We start from the raw sequence: 17869 nt of genomic DNA, 5'->3' as shown, positions 1-17869 counted from the left end.
ATTATAAAAAGATGAAGAAAATTACACTATTATTTCTTTTGTTTGTTACCATAACTGTTACATCACAAGAAAAAAGAACTTTTGAAAAAGAAGTAATTAAAATTTCTAAAAGAATAGAAATGATTACAAAAAGCCAGAAAGATTCTTTAAAGGCAAAAGTAATTGCAATAGATAAAAAACTTAAGAATAGAGAAATTACAAAATTAACAGCAGATACTTTAAAGAGAGAAACAGCTAGTTATCATGCAAAGCAAATAGAAGTTAAAGTTAGCGAACAAGAACGTTTACTTCAGGTTTTAGTACAAGAAAAAACAGATGGTAAAATAGCAAGTTCTAAAGAAAGTGATTTTAATAATGATGAAGTGAATACATTTAAAGTAGGTAATAAAACTTTTAGCTTTTCTATAAATGGAGATGATGACGATGATAATCATTCAGAAAAAAGCAAGAAGGAGAAAGAATGGAGAAAAAATGGCAAGAGAAATAGAAAAACTACAAGTCAGCTTGTATTTGCATTAGGAGTTAATAATGTTTTAGAAAATCATAAAATAAGCTCTTTAAGTGATTCTGAATATAAATTATGGTCTTCACATTTTTATGAATTAGGTTTTACTTGGAAAACAAGATTTAAAAGAGAAGCTTCTCAATTATATTTTAAATATGGTTTGTCTTTCCTTTGGAATAATTTACGATTAGACGATAATCAACATCACGTTAAAAACGGAAGAATTACAGATATACAAGTATATCCAGAAAATTTAATAGAAAGTAGATTAAGACATGTACAAATGAATTTCCCTTTACATTTAGAATGGGATTTTTCTAAAAATAAAAAATATAAAGACGGTTTTGTTTATGATAGAACAAATAGAGGTTTAAGATTAGGTGTTGGTGGTTTTGCAGGTTTTAAATTAGGAACTAGACAATATTTAGAATATGAAGATACTAGAAACGTGGAAGTAAAAGAAGTTCAGTTTAACAACTATAACATGAATACTATAAATTATGGTTTAAGTGCTTATGTTGGGTATCAATCTACAAGTTTGTATATGAAATATGATTTGAATCCTTTGTTTAAAAATACCCAAACTAGAAATATTTCTATGGGAATTCGATTTGATTTGAACTAATAGTTATTATAATTCTTAAATATAATATAAAAAGCCAACCTTAAAAAGTTGGCTTTTATTAATTAGAGAATATTAGTTAAAAAAAAATGTTATTTAACCATTAATGATAGTTGTTTTTAATGAAATCATAAAAATTAGATTTAGAGCATTTTATTTAAAATGTAAATAAAAATCATAGTAAATTTACTCGCTTAACACATCTAAATTAAGCATAATGAAAATTGGAATTCCTAAAGAAATAAAGAACAACGAGAGTAGAGTAGGTATGACACCTGCTGGCGTTTTCGAACTTACAAAGAAAAATCATACTGTTTTTGTACAATCTACTGCAGGCGAAGGAAGTGGTTTTCATGATAAAGATTATGTAAGCGTTGGAGCAACTATTTTACAAACTATAGAAGAAGTATATAGTAGTAGTGAAATGATTGTAAAAGTAAAAGAGCCAATTGCATTAGAATATCCTTTAATTAAAGAAAATCAAATTGTTTTTACGTATTTTCATTTTGCATCTAGTGAACCTTTAACACTTGCTATGATTAAAAGTAAAGCTATTTGTATAGCTTATGAAACGGTAGAAGATGACGAAGGTACTTTGCCATTATTAACACCAATGTCTGAAGTTGCAGGAAGAATGGCAATACAACAAGGAGCAAAGTATTTAGAAAAACCAATTAAAGGTAGAGGAATTTTATTAGGAGGTGTACCAGGAGTAGCACCAGGAAAAGTGTTAGTTTTAGGAGCCGGTGTTGTTGGTGTACAAGCGGCTAAAATGGCTGCAGGTTTAGGTGCACATGTTACTATTATGGATATTAATATGAAGCGTTTGCGTTATGTTAATGATGTTTTACCTAATCATGTTGTAACTGCGTTCTCTAATGAATATAGTATTAGACAGAATATAAAAACACACGATTTAATTATTGGTGGAGTTTTAGTAAAAGGAGGTAAAGCACCAAAACTTATTACAAGAGACATGTTAAAGGAGATGAGACCTGGAACTGTTGTTGTAGATGTTGCAGTAGATCAAGGAGGTTGTTTTGAAACCACAAAAGCAACAACACATGAAGACCCTACGTATATAATAGATGACGTTGTACATTATTGTGTTGCAAATATGCCAGGTGCAGTTCCTCATACTTCAACAATCGCATTAACAAATGTAACCTTGCCTTTTATTTTGAAATTAGCAAATAACGGATGGGAGAAAGCATGTGAGTTAGATGAAAGTTTATCAAAAGGACTTAGCATTGTTAAAGGAGAAGTGCTTTATGAAGAAATAAATGAAGCTTTTAACCTATAATAGAACACAAAAAATGGTTGTAAATAAACATTTAGATATTATTAGTTTTAATAACTAAAAAGTCACTATATTTGCAGCCTTAAAAATAAACAATAAATATTTAATTTATGAATCATTACGAAACTGTTTTCATTTTGAATCCCGTTTTATCTGATACTCAGATAAAGGAGACAGTACAAAAGTTTAACGACTATTTGGTTTCTAGAGGTGCCGAAATGATTTCTAAAGAAGATTGGGGCTTGAAAAAGTTAGCTTATCCAATTCAAAAAAAGAAAAGTGGTTTTTATCACTTATTAGAGTACAAAGTTGCTGGAGAGGAAATTTCTGCATTTGAGTTAGAGTTTAGAAGAGATGATAGCGTTATGCGTTACCTTTCTGTTAGATTAGACAAACATGCTGCTGCTTGGGCAAAAGTTAGAACTGAACGTGTTAAATCTACTAAAAAATAAGAAATGGCATCAATAGAACAACAAGCAAAAGGTGGTAAATCTGCTGACGTTAGATATTTAACGCCATTAGACATTGACACTAAGAAAGAAGCAAAATACTGTAGATTTAAGAAGAAAGGTATTAAGTACATCGATTATAAAGATGCAGACTTCTTAATGTATTTAGTAAACGAACAAGGTAAAATTTTACCTAGACGTTTAACAGGAACTTCATTAAAATATCAACGTAAAGTTGCGCAAGCAATTAAAAGGTGTCGTCATTTGGCGCTAATGCCATACGTTGGAGATTTGTTAAAATAATAAAGACGTAGAACATGGAACTTATATTAAGACAAGACGTAGAAAATTTAGGATTTAAAGATGATGTTGTAGCTGTGAAAAACGGTTATGGTAGAAACTACTTAATCCCTACAGGAAAAGCATCTTTGGCTACTTCATCTGCAAGGAAAGTTTTAGCAGAGAATTTAAAACAAAGAGCTTATAAAGAAGCTAAATTAATTGAAGACGCTAGTGTTATAGCAGAAGCAGTTAAAGGATATGAAATTAAGATTGCATCTAAAGTTGGTTCAGGAGACAAATTATTTGGTTCTGTAAACAACATCGATTTAGCTGCAGCATTAGCAAAAGCAGGAACAGATTTAGATAAGAAATTTATCAAAGTTGTTGGTGGTTCTGTTAAAAGATTAGGTAAATACGAAGCATCTGTAAGATTACACAGAGCTGTAGTTGCTGACATTACATTTGAAGTTGTTGCTGATAAGTAATAATTGTTAAGTAATTGTTAAAAAAAAGAGTCCACTATTTATAGTGGACTTTTTTTTTGTTCTATTTTTGTTTAAACCAAACTCAAAAATAATATGAAACAAAAATTACTTTTATTAATTTCTTTAACCTTGTTAATCTGCATTAATACAAATGCACAAACAACAACTTCTAAAATTAAAGGAATTATAACAGACAACACAGGAGAACCATTATTTGGTGCAACTGTTATTGCTAAGCATACACCTACTGGTACTGTATCTGGTACTACTGCACAAGATAATGGTAGATATACTTTATCTAACTTAAGAATTGGAGGGCCTTATACAATTACTACAAGTTACCTAGGCTTTAAATCTAATGTGATAACAAATGTGTTTTTAACATTAGGTAAAACAACCAATATTAATGTAGTTTTATCTGAAGATAGCAATACTTTAGAAGAAATTGTTATTAGTTCTAGCAAGAATACAGTTTTTAATAACGATAGAACAGGTGCACAAACAAGTATTGGATCTAAAGATTTAAAAACATTACCAACTATATCTAGATCAGCATCAGATTTTACACGTTTAGATCCTGCTGCTTCAGGAGGTTCTTTTGGAGGTAAGAATGATCAATTTAATAATTTTACTTTAGATGGTTCTATCTTTAATAATCCTTTTGGTTTAGATGCTGCAACACCTGGTGGTCAAACAGCTTCACAACCAGTATCTTTAGATGCAATAGAACAAATTTCTGTATCTCTTGCGCCGTATGATGTAACATTATCTGGTTTTACAGGTGCTTCTGTTAACGCGGTAACAAAAAGTGGAACGAATACAGTTACTGGAACGGTATACTCGTATTACAGAAATCAAGATTTTACAGGTGGAAAAATAAAAGGAGAAGATATTTTTGTTCCTAAATTAACACAATCTCAAATAGGGGCAAGTATAGGAGCACCAATTATTAAAGACAAATTATTTGTTTTTGTAAACTTTGAAAAAGATAATAGAACAGATTTAGGTCAATCTTGGTTACCAAACACAGGTTCTGGTGCTATAAATGAATCTAGAGTTTCAGTGTCTGATTTAGAAGAAGTAAGAACAGCGTTAGCTGGTATTGGCTATAATACAGGCGCTTATGAAGGTTTTACTCATAAATCTAATAGTACAAAAGGTTTATTTAAATTAGATTGGAATATAAATAAAGACAATCGTATTTCTTTTGTTTACAATTTTTTAAATGCATCTAGAGATTTACCAGCACATCCAACAGCATTAGGTTTTAGAGGTCCTAGTTCTCAAATGCTACAATTTGAAAATACAGGTTATCAAATTAATAACAATTTAAATTCTTTTTTATTAGAATTAAATTCTACGGTAACAGATAATATAACTAATAAGTTTCAAGCTGGTTATACTCATTTTGACGATTTTAGAAAATCTAAATCTGCACCTATGCCAGCATTTAGAATTCAAGATGGTAATGGAAGTAATTATATTATTGCAGGTCATGAACCTTTTTCGATAAACAATACATTAGATCAAAAAGTATTTCAAATAACTAATAATTTAAATATTAGTACAGGAGACCATAATTATACCATTGGTTTTTCTTTTGAAAAATTCGAATTTGATAACTCTTTTAATTTAGGTGCTTATGGTTTTGGAGATTCTAGAGGCTATGTTGGTGCATTTGGAGGTGACTTTGCTAGTATGGATGCTTTTAGAACAGGAATTTCTAACGGACTTTTAGCAGATGCTTTTGCAAATGCGCAGAATGTTTTTGATAATAATAACAATAATGATTCTTGGGCATTAGCAGAAACAAACGTTGGGCAATTCGCATTTTATGTACAAGATGATTGGAATGTTAATGATAATTTTAAATTATCATATGGTGTTCGTTTCGATAAACCTTTATTTTTTGATTCTGCACAGAAAGCACAAGATGTAATAGATAAAAGTTTTTACTTACCTAACAATCCTTACACAGATCCTTCTACAGGCGAAACAGTATTATTTGACTCAACAAAAATGCCAAATAATAATTTTTTAATTTCTCCAAGAATTGGGTTTAATTGGGACGTTAATGGAGATAGTACATTACAATTACGTGGTGGTTCTGGTTTGTTTACAGGGCGTTTTCCTTTTGTATGGTTAGGAAACCAAATAGCAAATCCTAATGTTTATTTTTATCAAGTTGTAGATCCAGATTTTAAGTTTCCACAAGTTTGGCGTACTAGTTTTGGTGCAGACATAAAATTAAAAGATGGTACTGTTTTAACAACAGATCTATCATATACAAAAGATATTAATGGTGCTCATGTACAAAACTGGGGATTAAAAACACCTACCGGAACGTTAGCAGGTGGTGTAGATAACAGGTTAGTTTATACAGATAGTGATAGAAGCCCTAATTGGGGCGGACCAAATGATACATCTAATGCATATGTATTTACAAACTCGAATAAAGGAAGAACTTTAAACGCATCTTTAAAAGCACAAAAAACTTTTGATAATGGTTTGTATTTAATGGGAGCTTATAATTTTTTAAATTCTAAAGATGTAAATTCAATTGAAGCAGAAATTACTGGAGATGCATTTGCATTTAATCCTATATTATCTAATGCAAACGATGCTACATTAGCGCACTCTAAATACGGAGATACACACCGTTTTATTGCGGTAGCTTCTAAATCTTGGAATTATGGATCGAATGATAAATGGACAACGACTATTTCTTCTTTTTATGAATTAGCAAAAGGTGGGCGTTTTAATTATACTTACGCAGGAGATCTTAATAATGATGGTTCTAACTTAAATGATTTAATTTATATTCCTACAGATAGTGAAGTAGATGTGATGACATTTAAAGCACCAACAAGCGCAGGAGATTTATCTATTGCAGATCAAAAAGAAGGATTAAGAAATTACATTAATCAAGATGATTATTTAAGTGATAGAAAAGGACAATATGCAGAACGTTATGGAGCATTGGCACCTTGGAGAGGAAAAATGGACGTAAAGTTTATTCAAAATTTAAAATTAGGTAATAATAATTCTATAGAATTTACTGTAGACATTTTAAACTTTGGTAATTTATTAAATTCTAACTGGGGTTTAGTACAACAACCAGACGCAGTACAATTGTTAGGAGTTAATGTAGATAATACAGGTTTACCTATTTATAGCTTTAATTCAGAATTAAAAGAAACATTTGTGTACAATTCTAGTTTAATTTCTAGATGGCAAGCACAAGTTGGTTTAAGATATTCTTTCTAATTCAATTAAGAATTCAGATATTTGAACCGTCCATAATTGGGCGGTTTTTTTTTTACAATAAATTATGAAATATAGACAACTTACCAAAGAGCAATTCGAAAGTTTACACGAAGATTTTGCACGTTTTTTAGCAACACAAAGTATAGATGTAAAAGAATGGAATCAAATTAAAGAAGAAACACCACAAGTTGCAGAAGAGGAAATGAATGTTTTTTCTGATGTTGTTTGGGATGATGTATTAACAAAAACAGCTTATGTAGAACATTTTTCTAAAACATCTGTAAACTTATTTAAATGCGATGCAGAAGAAATTCATAGAATTGCTATAAAAATTACTTGGGATATTAATTTACTAGAACAAAAAGGGTTTGAATGGTTAATGCAAAACCCGATGGATAATTCTGTTGAAATTTTTAAAGGAACAAAACCTTATAATAACGACGAGAGAAATACAGAGATTTTCGATTTAATAGAAAAAGGAAGTTCTATTTCTAAAGGAGAAATTTTCGAATATTTTAGCCAGTTGGTTTCTTAACCAGATCTAATAGTTTTTAATTTACCATTGGGCGATACTTTTTTGTACCTTGTCTACACTTTATTTTGTTTAACCAACGATGTAAATTAATTTTTTATTAATAAATGTATTTTTGTAACTCACAAAAGTGAAAATCTAATTATGGAAAAACAGCTTAACGTATTATTGATTGAAGATAATTTAATTGAAATAATGAAAATGAAAAGAACCATTTCATTATTAGAATTAAACCATAATATTAGCGTTGCTAATAATGGAGAAGAGGCTTTAAAAATTTTAGAAGATAAAAGTAATTTTCCTGATTTAATTTTATTAGATTTAAACATGCCTAAAATAAGTGGAATAGAATTTTTATCAATATTGAAAAAGAATGATGATATAAAACATATTCCTACAGTTATTTTAACAACATCAGATAATCAAAAAGACTTAGAAGAGTGTTATAGATTAGGTGTTTCTGGCTATATATTAAAGCCTTTGAAGTATGATGATTATGTAAAGAAGATTGAAAAGGTTTTATCTTATTGGAGTATAAATGAATTAAAAAAGTATTAATATGAAAGGTATCGTTTTTACGGAATTTTTAGATCTAGTAGAAGAAAAGTTTGGTTTAGAGATGGTAGATAAAATTATTTCTCAATCTAATTTAGAGTCTGAAGGAATTTATACCTCTATTGGAACATACAGTTTTTCTGAAATGTTACAGTTATTGCAACATTTAAGTAGTCATACAAAAATTTCTATTGACGATTTGTTATTAGTTTATGCAGAACACTTTTTTAGTGTAATAGAAAATAGTTACCCAGGTTTATTAGCAACTTATAAAGATCCTATAGAAATGATATCTTCTATTGAAGATCATATTCATATAGAGGTTAGAAAAATTTACCCAGATGCAGAGTTACCTACATTTATAGTTCAAGAAAAAACTGAAAATTCTTTAGTTCTAAATTATAAGTCTAGTAGAGCAATGCATCATTTTGGTCTTGGTTTAATGAATAAAACTTTCGAGCATTTTAATTCTACAGCATCTATAGTTTTAGAAAAAATTAAAGAAGACGGTACAGAAGTTAAATTCATTATTACTAAAAATTAATGAGCCAAGAAAGAATAGACATATTAGAAAGAAGCTTAAAAAGAGAAAAAGCAGCAAGAAAAGCTGCTGAAAAAATATTAGAAGATAAATCTAGAGATTTATATTTCTTAACAGAAGAATTACAGAAAACAAATTTTAAACTAGAGAATCTTTTAGATGAAAAATCTTCTCAATTAGATGGAGTTTTTGAAAATATTGTAGATGCATTTGTTATTATGGATCTAGGAGGAAATATTGTTAAATTTAATGACTCAGCTGTTCGCCTTTTTGGTTATGATATAGATAGAGAACCTTTAAATGTAATGGACTTAATATATAAAGAAGATGTACAATATGGTATATCTTCTTTTTTTGATTTACAGACAAAAGGTTTTTTTAAAAATTACGAAGGCAGAATTTATACCAAGTCTAAACAAATTAAATTAGTACATATAAACGCTAGTGTAATTTATGACAAAAATAAGAAACCTATAGCAGCACAAGGTATTGTAAGAGATATTACAGAACAAAGAGCTTCCGAAGAAAAACTAATTGAGTCTAAGAATATGCTTTCTGCATTAGTATTAAGCTTAAATAGTGGAATTGTTTTAGAAGATGAAAACAGAAAAATAGTATTATCTAATACTAAGTTTTGTGAGTTATTTAAAATTAATGCTAAGCCAGATGATTTATTTGGAATGGATTGTAGATTGGCTTCCGAACAAAATAAATTCTTATTTAAAGAATCATCTACTTTTGTAGAAAGGATGGACGAGATAGTGGAAGGTAAAGTTGCTGTTTTTGGTGATCAGTTAGAAATGATCGATGGAAAAATATTAGAGAGGAATTATACTCCAATTATTGTTTCCGGTAAAACAAAGGGTTATTTATGGACGTTTGTAGATATCACTTTAGAAAAAAAATATAGTTTAAGCTTAGAAGCCCAAAAAGAAAAATACAGTAATATTATAGCCAACATGAATTTAGGGTTGGTAGAATTAAATAAAAACGATGAAATTTTGATGGTTAATCAAAGTTTTGAAGAGATGTCTGGTTATACAGAAAACGAATTAGTAGGTAAAAGGGGCAGTGAAATTTTTCCAATAGAAAAAGATTTAAATATTTTAAAGGAAGAAAAACTAAAACGAATTAACGGAGAATCTAATTCATACGATTTAGAAGTAAAAACAAAGACAGGAGAAATTAGACACTGGCTTGTAAGTGGTGCACCAAATTATAATTTATCTGGAGAAATAGTAGGTTCTATTGGTATTAACTTAGATATTACAGAATTAAAAAAGTTACAGCTACAAAAAGAAAGTATTTTAAAAGAATTAGAAAACAGTAATAATCAATTACATGAATATGCACATATTGTTTCTCATGATTTAAAATCTCCACTTAGAAGTATAGATGCTTTAATCTCTTGGATAAAGGCAGATAATGAAGGGAAGTTCGATGAAATGACGCTTCAAAATTTCGACTTAGTAGATACTACACTAGAAACAATGGAAAAACTAATTTCAGATGTTTTAGAATACTCTAGTGCAGGCTCTAATACACAAGAAGTAGAAGATGTAGATTTAAATACAACATTAAGTGATTTAAAGAGTTTTCTATTTATCCCAGAAAACATATCTGTTAATGTAATTAATAAATTACCAATTGTTAGAGGAGATAAAACGAAGTTTCAGCAATTGTTTCAGAACTTTATAAGTAATGCTATTAAATTTTGTGATAAAGAAGTAGGTCTTGTAGAAATAGATTGTAAAGAAGATAACTCTTTTTATGAATTTTCTATAAAAGATAATGGAATTGGAATTGAGAAAAAATACCATCATAAAATTTTCGAAGTATTTACTTCATTAAACAAAAGAAAAGATTCTACAGGTATAGGTTTGTCTATTGTTAAAAAAATAATTGATTTACATGAAGGGAAGATTTGGTTAGAAAGCGAACCAAATAAAGGAACAACTTTTTACTTCACCATAAAAAAGAACTAAATGAAAACGGTACAACTTAAAAAATATAAAAATTCTGATTGGAAGTATTTATCAGAAAAAAAAGACTTAATAGCACCATTAGTTTTAGTTTTTGGAAATAGATTTTTATTAGAACAAGAAACTATTTTTGAAGAAATAAGAAATATGTTTAAAGATGGGCATATAGTTTTTGGTTCTGCATGTGGAGATATTTCTTCTGAATCTATAGATGATGAAAGTGTAACAATTACAGCAATAGAATTTGAGAAAAGTAATTTTGTAATTAAAACAGCAAATGTTTTAGGGGCAAATTTAGACGATAAAATAGATAGTTTTGCCATTGGTAAAGACTTAATTAGTCAGTTTAATAACAAAGGTTTAAAACATGTTTTTGTTATTTCTGAAGGAAGTTTTATAAACGGTAGTCAGTTAACAAAAGGAATGAATTCTGCTACAGATAATAATTTATTAATTACTGGAGCTTTATGTGGTGATGATGCTAGGTTTGAAAAAACAATTTCTTCTTATAATGAAAAACCAAAACCAGGAGAAATGGTTGCTATTGGTTTGTATGGCGAATCTTTAGAAATTACATTTTCTATTAATGGCGGATGGACTCCTTTTGGACCAGAAAGAGTAGTAACAAAATCTAAAGGAAATGTTTTATATGAGCTAGATAATTTACCTGCTTTAGATTTGTATAAAAAATATTTAGGAGAAAAATCTAAAGAATTACCAAGTGCAGCATTGCTGTATCCTTTAAACGTAAAGTCTAAAGAAGATAATAATTCTATTGTTAGAACTATTTTAAATATTAATGAAGAAGATAATTCTATGATTTTGGCTGGAGATATTTTCGAGAACTCTAAGGTTCAATTAATGATGACTAATGTAGATAATATTGTAAATGCAGCAGAAAAAGCAGCAACAAATGCATTAGAATTTAGAAAAAAGAAACCAGAATTAGCTATTTTAGTAAGTTGTATTGGTAGAAAATTAGTTTTAGACCAAAGAGTAGAAGAGGAAGTAGAAGAAGTAATAGAAGTTGTTGGTGAATCTGCAACAATTACAGGTTTGTATTCTTATGGCGAGATAGCTCCATTTATAGGAGAAAGCAGCTGTCAGTTACATAACCAAACGATGACAATTACATTAATAAGCGAATAATGAACTCTCTTTTAAAAAGACAAATAAGAAAATTTTTGCCTAAAGAATTGCAGTCTAATATAGATTTAGAAAAATTCTTAGATGCAATTGATAGATCTTATACAACGTCTGAAGAGCAATTTGTTATGCTTCAAAGGGCAACAGCAATTAGTTCCGAAGAACTTTTTAATGCAAATGAGCAACTAAAAAGTGAATCTAAGGCACAAAGAAACGTAATATCTAAATTAGAAAGTGTAATAGATAAATTACAGTTTTATGAACTAAATACCGATAGACCAAAAGAAAGTACAGACTCCTTAAAATTGGTAGATTTTATAGACAATCAAACAAAAGAAATTATTAAAATAAATCAACAAAAAGATAAACTTTTAAGAAATTTAGAACGTCAGAATCAAGAGTTAAATGATTATGCACACATGGTTTCTCATGATTTAAAATCTCCATTACAAAGTATTGAAGCCTTAACAGCATGGGTTTTAGAAGATTATTCTGGTGTTTTAGATGCAACAGGTACAGAAAACTTACAATTAATTAGAGAAAATGTAGAAAAGATGGATACTTTAGTTAAAGGTATTTTACAATACTCTACAATAGGTAAAAATGAAAAAGATTTTTACGATGTAAATTTAGATTCTTTAGTAAAAGAAATATTAAACAACAGAGAAGATGCAGCAAACATTTCTTTTATTTTTCCAGAAAAACTACCAACAATAAAAGGAGATAGATTTAGATTAGAGCAACTATTTTTACATTTAATAGAAAATGCTATAAAGTTTAATGATAAAAAAGAAATTATTGTAGAAATAGGTTTTAAAGAAGAAAATGATTTCTGGAAATTTTATATAAAAGATAATGGTAAAGGGATTGAAAATAAATATTTCGATAAAATTTTTGTTGCTTTTCAAAAACTAGCAAACGATTATAAATCTACAGGAATAGGATTGTCTATTGTAAAAAAGATTATAGAAGTATATAAAGGTGAAATTTCTTTAGAATCTGAACCAAAAGTAGGTACTACTTTTTATTTCAGTATAAAAAAATAAATATGGAAAAACCCAACTTAGAGTATATAAACCAGTTAGCTAGAGGAGATGATTCTATTAAAAATGAGTTAATAGATGTTATAAAAACAGAGTTTCCAGAAGAAAAAAAAGACTACTACAATAGCTTAGAAAAAAAAGAGTTTAAAAAAATTGAAGAAAATGTTCATAAACTTAAGCATAAAATTAGTATTTTAGGTCTCGAAAAAAGTTATGAAATAGCGAATGAATTTGAACATAATCTGCGCGAACTAAGTTTAGACAAACAAAAAGATTTTGATAAAATTTTAACAGCAATTTCAGACTATATAGATACTATATAAGTTTTATGAATTGTATTATTATTGATGATGAAAAAATGGCAAGAGTTATTTTAAAAACTCTTTGTAATGAAATTAGTTCTTTAAACCTTTTAGAAGAGTTTTCTAGTGCCATACAAGCAATAAAATATTTAAATGAAAATAAGGTAGACTTAATTTTCTTAGATATTCATATGCCAGATTTTAGTGGTTTGGATTTTATTCGAAGCTTAAAAAATCCACCAAAAATAATTTTAACAACATCAGACCCTAAATTTGCAATAGAAGCATTTGAATATGATTTTATTGTAGATTACTTATTAAAACCTTTAGAATTACCTCGTTTTAAGAAAGCTATTCAAAAAGCAGAGAAAAAAGAATTAGAATCTGACTTGAAAACAAATGTTGCTAGTTCTAATAAGAATGATGTTGACAATGATTTTTATATAAATATAGATAGACGTTTAATTAAAATAGATTTACCAACAATTTATTTAATTGAAGCTAAAGGAGATTATATTAGAATAAAAACAGAAAATAAAGACTACGTAGTACATTCAACTCTTAAAAAAATTGAAGAAAAGTTACCAGATTCTTTATTTTTAAAAATACATCGTTCTTACATTATTAATATTAAAAAGATTATCGACATTCAAGATAATAGTGTTTTAATAAATAAAGATGTTATTCCTGTTAGTAGATCTAAAAGACCAGAATTAATGAAACGTTTAGACTTACTTTAGTGATTGGTCGATACTAAAATTACACTTCGTCTATAGTTAAAGTGTAAGAGACGAAGATCTATATTATAACTTAATTTACCGATTACCTTTGTGATATAATTGATATCATGAAGAAAATTCTACTTATTTTAATATCTACAGTAATTACATCAATAAACGCTCAATCGTACCAATCGATAAGTGGTTTAACTTCAAGTGTAATAGAAAAATCAAGGAATTCTTTAGATAAAAAAGAAACGCAATTAAATAGAGAAACAAGTACAAAATCTATAGTAGAGTATTTACCAAAAACGGGTATGTTTAAAACAGAAACAGCTATCGTTTCTAGTCCAAGAAATTTGTTAGGTTTTACAAATGCAAAAGAAATATTTTCTGTAGATTATTATCAAGGCCAAAAAAGAGTATCAGCAGTTTTTGCAACAACAACTAATGGTACTATTTACAATCATTCAAAAGTTATTTACAATAGGTTAAATAATTCTAGCTTAGAAGATATAAGAACTATAGAAACTAAAGGTCATCTAATTATAAGTTCTAAAATAAAAAGGGCCACAGGTGAAATAGAATTTGCGTTAAGTTTTTCTATTAAAACCAATGCTAATGATTATGAATTGTTTAGTTTTTGGAATATAGATCAATATCCTGCAGGGAATTATCAAAATTTTCAAATCTGGGGAACTTCTTTCTCTCAAGTACTTTCTATTGCTAATTTTATTATTGATAAGCATACGAGTCTAAATGGTTTGAAAAGCAACAAAATAGAAACTGTTTTACCCAATGTTTTCGTTAAATCTGGCTCTTATTCGAACGGAGTTTTAGAATTAAATATAGTTAATAAGACGAAAGAAACTTCAATAATATTTGAGGGTAATATTGCTAAAACAGAAGTATCTAAACATGTTAATTTTACAAAAACTTTTTCTTTAACGGGTAATTATAATGAAGTTTTATATATAGAAACCGGTATATTATTCGACATTGGTTTCTCTTTACAAACTTCTGTAACTGCTCAAAAAGATGCTTTATACCTGGCAGATGGTCCTTGGGCATTAGATTATTTAAAAGAATTTGCTACAGTAAACGAATTTAAAATTGAAACTGCAGCTAGAGAGTATACAGATGATAGTTATGATGTAGATAGAAGTGCAAGTGCATCTGGCGAAGTTAAAGGCAATATTAATTTGTTTAGACATCTTTTACCAAGAGACCAAACTTTAAATGTTACAGATTATGATTTTTTAAATTTTTCAATAATAAATAATCAGGCAATTGAAATTGTTATTATGCAAGAAGATAATAGAAAATGGGAAAACAGATTACGTTATACAGTTGCTGCAAATTCAGACGAAAGATCTTATAACGTTGCTTTTAATGAATTTATAGATGCAGACGGTAATAGTGGCGAGATTAAAAATATTAAAACAATTGTATTTTCTGTAATTGGAGATTATACAAATTATGTTCCATTTAATCTAACAGTTAATAGTTTGTCTTTTACCACAGAAATTGTTTTAGCTACAGATAGTTTGTCTACCGCTATACAAACTAAATTAATTAATTACCCCAATCCGTTTAAAAAGAGTACTACAATTAAGTTAGCTATAGAATCAGAATTTATTCATATTAGAGTATACGATTTACTAGGAAGAGTGGTAGATTATAAAAAATTAAACACAGAGAACTCTATGAATAGAGTTGAATATAATGCACCAAATTTAAAAGTTGGGGTTTATAAATATAAATTGATTGACGATAAAAAGAATCAACATTCCGGAACCTTTATCGTCAACTAGTCCCCCAATTTTTAGTAGGAATGTTGTTGGGCAAAAGAGAAATCTTTTGCCCTTATTTTTTGTATAAAGGTTTCTTTAAAAACAACCATTTAAATCGCAAGCCAAATTCTGTATATGTAAAACTAGTATCACCAGCTGTAGCAACTGCAGAAGCTATATTACTTTGCAAACCATATACGTTAATTAATGCACGTTCAGAAAATTTATATCCTAATTTAGCTTGCACTCTGTAGGTGCTTTGTCCATCGGCACCTTCTATATATTGCAAACCAGTTGCAGCGGTTAAACCATAAAACCATTCTTTCTCTTTAGCAGCTGCTTCATCTTTTATTAGATCAACAAATACTTCTACTGCACTAAATTTACTTGGACTAAAATAGGTTTCTGGTACTTGCAGTTTAAAAGAGATGTTTTGATAATTAATACCTCCTTTTATAGATGGTTTTGCAAGAATGTTATAGTATAAAGAAGTAAACAATAAATTTCTAGCATTTTCATCACTTTGCCATGTATAATAATATTGGGTAAACCAACCTAAATTAAAATTGGTGTTTAAGCTATAATTTAAAATAAGGTTATTTTGAACAATTTGTTCATTTAATAAAGCGGCATTAAAGTTCTGAATATCTCTTTTGTAACCAACTTCTAAACTCTGAAGTTTAAAAGGTTTTATATTTAATGAGATATCTGTTAATAATTGTGTATAATCGCTTTCGTTAGAACTAGAAGAGGTTGCACCCAAACTACCTTTTAGCGTTACATTATTTAACAATTGATAAGAAGCACCTAACAATAAGTTATTAGTAGTTGCTTCTTTATTAGTAACTGGGTTAGTGGTAGTTCTGTAATTATAATTTGCTAAGATTTTAAATTTTGTAGTAAAAGGAATTTCAGTTTTAAAATCGAATGCATTGGCCTCATTATTACCATTATCATAAGAATAAGAAACTTTAGTTTCTACAAAAGGGGTAAAACTTAAATCTAATTGTTTAATAAAATTAGTAGCATCTTTTTGTTTCTCATAAAAAGTTAAGGTGTTTTCTGCACTCTTATATGCTTTTTTATAATAACCAGAAGCTTTTAAAGCATTGGCTTTACCTAAATTCCCATCGAAAGATGCGCTATCTTTTTTTAGAATTAAATTATAATCTTCTAAACTCTTTTTAAAATCACTCTTATAAACATTAAGTGTTGCTCTTAAAGATAACATCCAACTTTCTGGTGCATTATTACCTTTTAACAGTTTGTTAATCTCAGTTTCTGCTGCACTGTATTTTTTATTCCATATTAATGCTTGAATGTATCTTTCTATTGTTTGATTTTTTAATGTTTTAGTGGTATTCTCATCAATACTTTTTAAAGATTTTTCACTAAAACTTAAAGCTGTTTTATCATCACCATTTAAATGATAAGCCAAAGAAATTCCGTTTAAAGAAGTTAATTTATTTTCTGCTTTTTCTCCAATAAGTTCATAAGTACTTTTTGCTTTCTCAATTTGATTAGAAATTAAATACAAATTGGCTAAGTTTAACAATGTTTCTTTGTCATCCTTAAACGTTTTTAAATTTTCATTTAATAATTTTTCTGAAACATCATATTCTTTAGTTTGAATTTTTTTGTTCGCTAAACCTAATCTCATATATTTCTTAGAAACCAATGCATTAGGATTACCAGGAAGTACTTCTAAAGCTTTGTCTACATATATTAAAGCTTCTTCAAATTCTTTTAAATTAGATAACGTATTAGCGTACCCTAAAAGAGCAGGAAAACTCTTATCATTTTCTACAAGTAGTGTTTGGTAATAAGTCTTAGCATCAGGGTAATTTTTATTCCAAAGTAAAGACTCTGCATAGTTTAATTTTACTTCAAAATCTGTAGGATAATCTTTTAAAAGGTTTGTAAATAAAGTTACTGCTTTAGTAGCATTACCGTTTAATCCTATAGCTCTACCATAACAAAGTCTTGCTGTTTTATTTGTAGGATAATCTTTTAATATACCTTCAAAAAAGACTTCTGCTTGTTTGTATTTACCAGTTTCTAAATACGTAAAACCTTCTTTCATATTCTGACTAAAACTATTTAGACTAACAAGAAAAAGAAGCAAAAGAGTTGAATAAATTAATTTCATAGTATTTTATTTTTAAAATTCAAGTTAGGAGCTCATATTTTATTAAATAACATTATAAAGTTACTTTAAAATACAAACATTCCTTTTTGGGGGTTTCTATATGATACTTATTGAATTTTGATTAAAAGTAAGTAATTCTAACATTAAAATTCAGAAAAAAATAAAATGTTTCTTTTTAAAGTAAAAATAAAAAAAAA

At 28.1% G+C, this 17869-nt stretch carries 16 protein-coding genes; 15 read left to right on the top strand and 1 reads right to left on the bottom strand.

Annotation, left to right across the window (positions count from 1 at the left end):
• Positions 1–11: 11 nt before the first annotated feature.
• From SHK09_RS04440 to SHK09_RS04370, 15 genes are all read left to right on the top strand, one after another.
• On the top strand, positions 12–1130 hold the full coding sequence (locus SHK09_RS04440; RefSeq protein ID WP_319809571.1) for a hypothetical protein: 1119 nt from the start codon (positions 12–14) through the stop codon (positions 1128–1130).
• Between the two features lie 214 nt (positions 1131–1344).
• Positions 1345–2430 carry an alanine dehydrogenase gene (ald, locus tag SHK09_RS04435; RefSeq protein ID WP_319809570.1) on the top strand — a complete coding sequence of 362 codons (1086 nt, stop codon included), beginning with the start codon at positions 1345–1347 and terminating at the stop codon, positions 2428–2430.
• Positions 2431–2537: 107 nt separating this feature from the next.
• Complete coding sequence (gene rpsF, locus SHK09_RS04430) at positions 2538–2879, top strand: 30S ribosomal protein S6 (RefSeq protein WP_319809569.1); 342 nt, start codon at positions 2538–2540, stop codon at positions 2877–2879.
• Between the two features lie 3 nt (positions 2880–2882).
• Entirely contained in the window at positions 2883–3179 is a 297-nt protein-coding gene (gene rpsR / locus SHK09_RS04425) for a 30S ribosomal protein S18 (protein WP_100945395.1), read from the top strand.
• A 14-nt stretch (positions 3180–3193) separates the two neighbouring features.
• Entirely contained in the window at positions 3194–3643 is a 450-nt protein-coding gene (gene rplI / locus SHK09_RS04420; protein WP_319809568.1) for a 50S ribosomal protein L9, read from the top strand.
• Between the two features lie 93 nt (positions 3644–3736).
• Positions 3737–6910: a carboxypeptidase regulatory-like domain-containing protein gene (locus SHK09_RS04415; protein WP_319809567.1), complete on the top strand. Its 3174-nt coding sequence runs from the start codon at positions 3737–3739 to the stop codon at positions 6908–6910.
• Positions 6911–6974: 64 nt separating this feature from the next.
• On the top strand, positions 6975–7445 hold the full coding sequence (locus tag SHK09_RS04410) for a DUF6495 family protein (RefSeq protein ID WP_319809566.1): 471 nt from the start codon (positions 6975–6977) through the stop codon (positions 7443–7445).
• Positions 7446–7586: 141 nt separating this feature from the next.
• Complete coding sequence (locus SHK09_RS04405; RefSeq protein ID WP_319809565.1) at positions 7587–8000, top strand: response regulator; 414 nt, start codon at positions 7587–7589, stop codon at positions 7998–8000.
• Between the two features lies 1 nt (position 8001).
• Positions 8002–8541 (top strand): heme NO-binding domain-containing protein, encoded by a 540-nt coding sequence (locus SHK09_RS04400; RefSeq protein ID WP_319809564.1) that lies wholly within the window; start codon positions 8002–8004, stop codon positions 8539–8541.
• The gene (locus SHK09_RS04395; RefSeq protein ID WP_319809563.1) at positions 8541–10523 is read left to right on the top strand and encodes a PAS domain S-box protein; all 1983 of its coding nucleotides are present in this window, start codon (positions 8541–8543) and stop codon (positions 10521–10523) included. The genes SHK09_RS04400 and SHK09_RS04395 overlap by 1 nt, the downstream gene beginning before the upstream one ends.
• Positions 10524–11669: an FIST signal transduction protein gene (locus tag SHK09_RS04390; protein ID WP_319809562.1), complete on the top strand. Its 1146-nt coding sequence runs from the start codon at positions 10524–10526 to the stop codon at positions 11667–11669.
• Entirely contained in the window at positions 11669–12712 is a 1044-nt protein-coding gene (locus SHK09_RS04385) for a sensor histidine kinase (protein WP_319809561.1), read from the top strand. The genes SHK09_RS04390 and SHK09_RS04385 overlap by 1 nt, the downstream gene beginning before the upstream one ends.
• 2 nt (positions 12713–12714) lie before the next feature.
• Positions 12715–13032: an Hpt domain-containing protein gene (locus SHK09_RS04380; RefSeq protein WP_319809560.1), complete on the top strand. Its 318-nt coding sequence runs from the start codon at positions 12715–12717 to the stop codon at positions 13030–13032.
• A 5-nt stretch (positions 13033–13037) separates the two neighbouring features.
• On the top strand, positions 13038–13751 hold the full coding sequence (locus SHK09_RS04375) for a LytTR family DNA-binding domain-containing protein (RefSeq protein WP_319809559.1): 714 nt from the start codon (positions 13038–13040) through the stop codon (positions 13749–13751).
• Positions 13752–13858: 107 nt separating this feature from the next.
• Positions 13859–15544 (top strand): T9SS type A sorting domain-containing protein, encoded by a 1686-nt coding sequence (locus tag SHK09_RS04370; RefSeq protein WP_319809558.1) that lies wholly within the window; start codon positions 13859–13861, stop codon positions 15542–15544.
• 52 nt (positions 15545–15596) lie between these two features.
• On the opposite strand, the gene SHK09_RS04365 is transcribed toward SHK09_RS04370, so the two are convergent.
• Complete coding sequence (locus SHK09_RS04365) at positions 15597–17672, bottom strand: tetratricopeptide repeat protein (protein ID WP_319809557.1); 2076 nt, start codon at positions 17670–17672, stop codon at positions 15597–15599.
• Between the last annotated feature and the right edge of the window lie 197 nt (positions 17673–17869).

The sequence above is a fragment of the Polaribacter sp. PL03 genome (assembly GCF_033875165.1).
Classification (GTDB): domain Bacteria; phylum Bacteroidota; class Bacteroidia; order Flavobacteriales; family Flavobacteriaceae; genus Polaribacter.
Note: the sequence above shows the minus strand (reverse complement) of the source record. Positions and strands in the feature narration are given on the sequence as shown.

Bases quoted from the DNA above. Each gene is read 5' to 3' on its own strand.
- SHK09_RS04440 (WP_319809571.1), top strand. From the start codon at position 12: ATGAAGAAAATTACACTATTATTTCTTTTGTTTGTTACCATAACTGTT.
- SHK09_RS04375 (WP_319809559.1), top strand. From the start codon at position 13,038: ATGAATTGTATTATTATTGATGATGAAAAAATGGCAAGAGTTATTTTA.
- SHK09_RS04400 (WP_319809564.1), top strand. From the start codon at position 8,002: ATGAAAGGTATCGTTTTTACGGAATTTTTAGATCTAGTAGAAGAAAAG.
- SHK09_RS04395 (WP_319809563.1), top strand. From the start codon at position 8,541: ATGAGCCAAGAAAGAATAGACATATTAGAAAGAAGCTTAAAAAGAGAA.
- SHK09_RS04415 (WP_319809567.1), top strand. From the start codon at position 3,737: ATGAAACAAAAATTACTTTTATTAATTTCTTTAACCTTGTTAATCTGC.
- SHK09_RS04385 (WP_319809561.1), top strand. From the start codon at position 11,669: ATGAACTCTCTTTTAAAAAGACAAATAAGAAAATTTTTGCCTAAAGAA.
- ald (WP_319809570.1), top strand. From the start codon at position 1,345: ATGAAAATTGGAATTCCTAAAGAAATAAAGAACAACGAGAGTAGAGTA.
- rplI (WP_319809568.1), top strand. From the start codon at position 3,194: ATGGAACTTATATTAAGACAAGACGTAGAAAATTTAGGATTTAAAGAT.
- rpsR (WP_100945395.1), top strand. From the start codon at position 2,883: ATGGCATCAATAGAACAACAAGCAAAAGGTGGTAAATCTGCTGACGTT.
- SHK09_RS04390 (WP_319809562.1), top strand. From the start codon at position 10,524: ATGAAAACGGTACAACTTAAAAAATATAAAAATTCTGATTGGAAGTAT.
- SHK09_RS04405 (WP_319809565.1), top strand. From the start codon at position 7,587: ATGGAAAAACAGCTTAACGTATTATTGATTGAAGATAATTTAATTGAA.
- SHK09_RS04380 (WP_319809560.1), top strand. From the start codon at position 12,715: ATGGAAAAACCCAACTTAGAGTATATAAACCAGTTAGCTAGAGGAGAT.
- SHK09_RS04410 (WP_319809566.1), top strand. From the start codon at position 6,975: ATGAAATATAGACAACTTACCAAAGAGCAATTCGAAAGTTTACACGAA.
- SHK09_RS04365 (WP_319809557.1), bottom strand. From the start codon at position 17,672: ATGAAATTAATTTATTCAACTCTTTTGCTTCTTTTTCTTGTTAGTCTA.
- SHK09_RS04370 (WP_319809558.1), top strand. From the start codon at position 13,859: ATGAAGAAAATTCTACTTATTTTAATATCTACAGTAATTACATCAATA.
- rpsF (WP_319809569.1), top strand. From the start codon at position 2,538: ATGAATCATTACGAAACTGTTTTCATTTTGAATCCCGTTTTATCTGAT.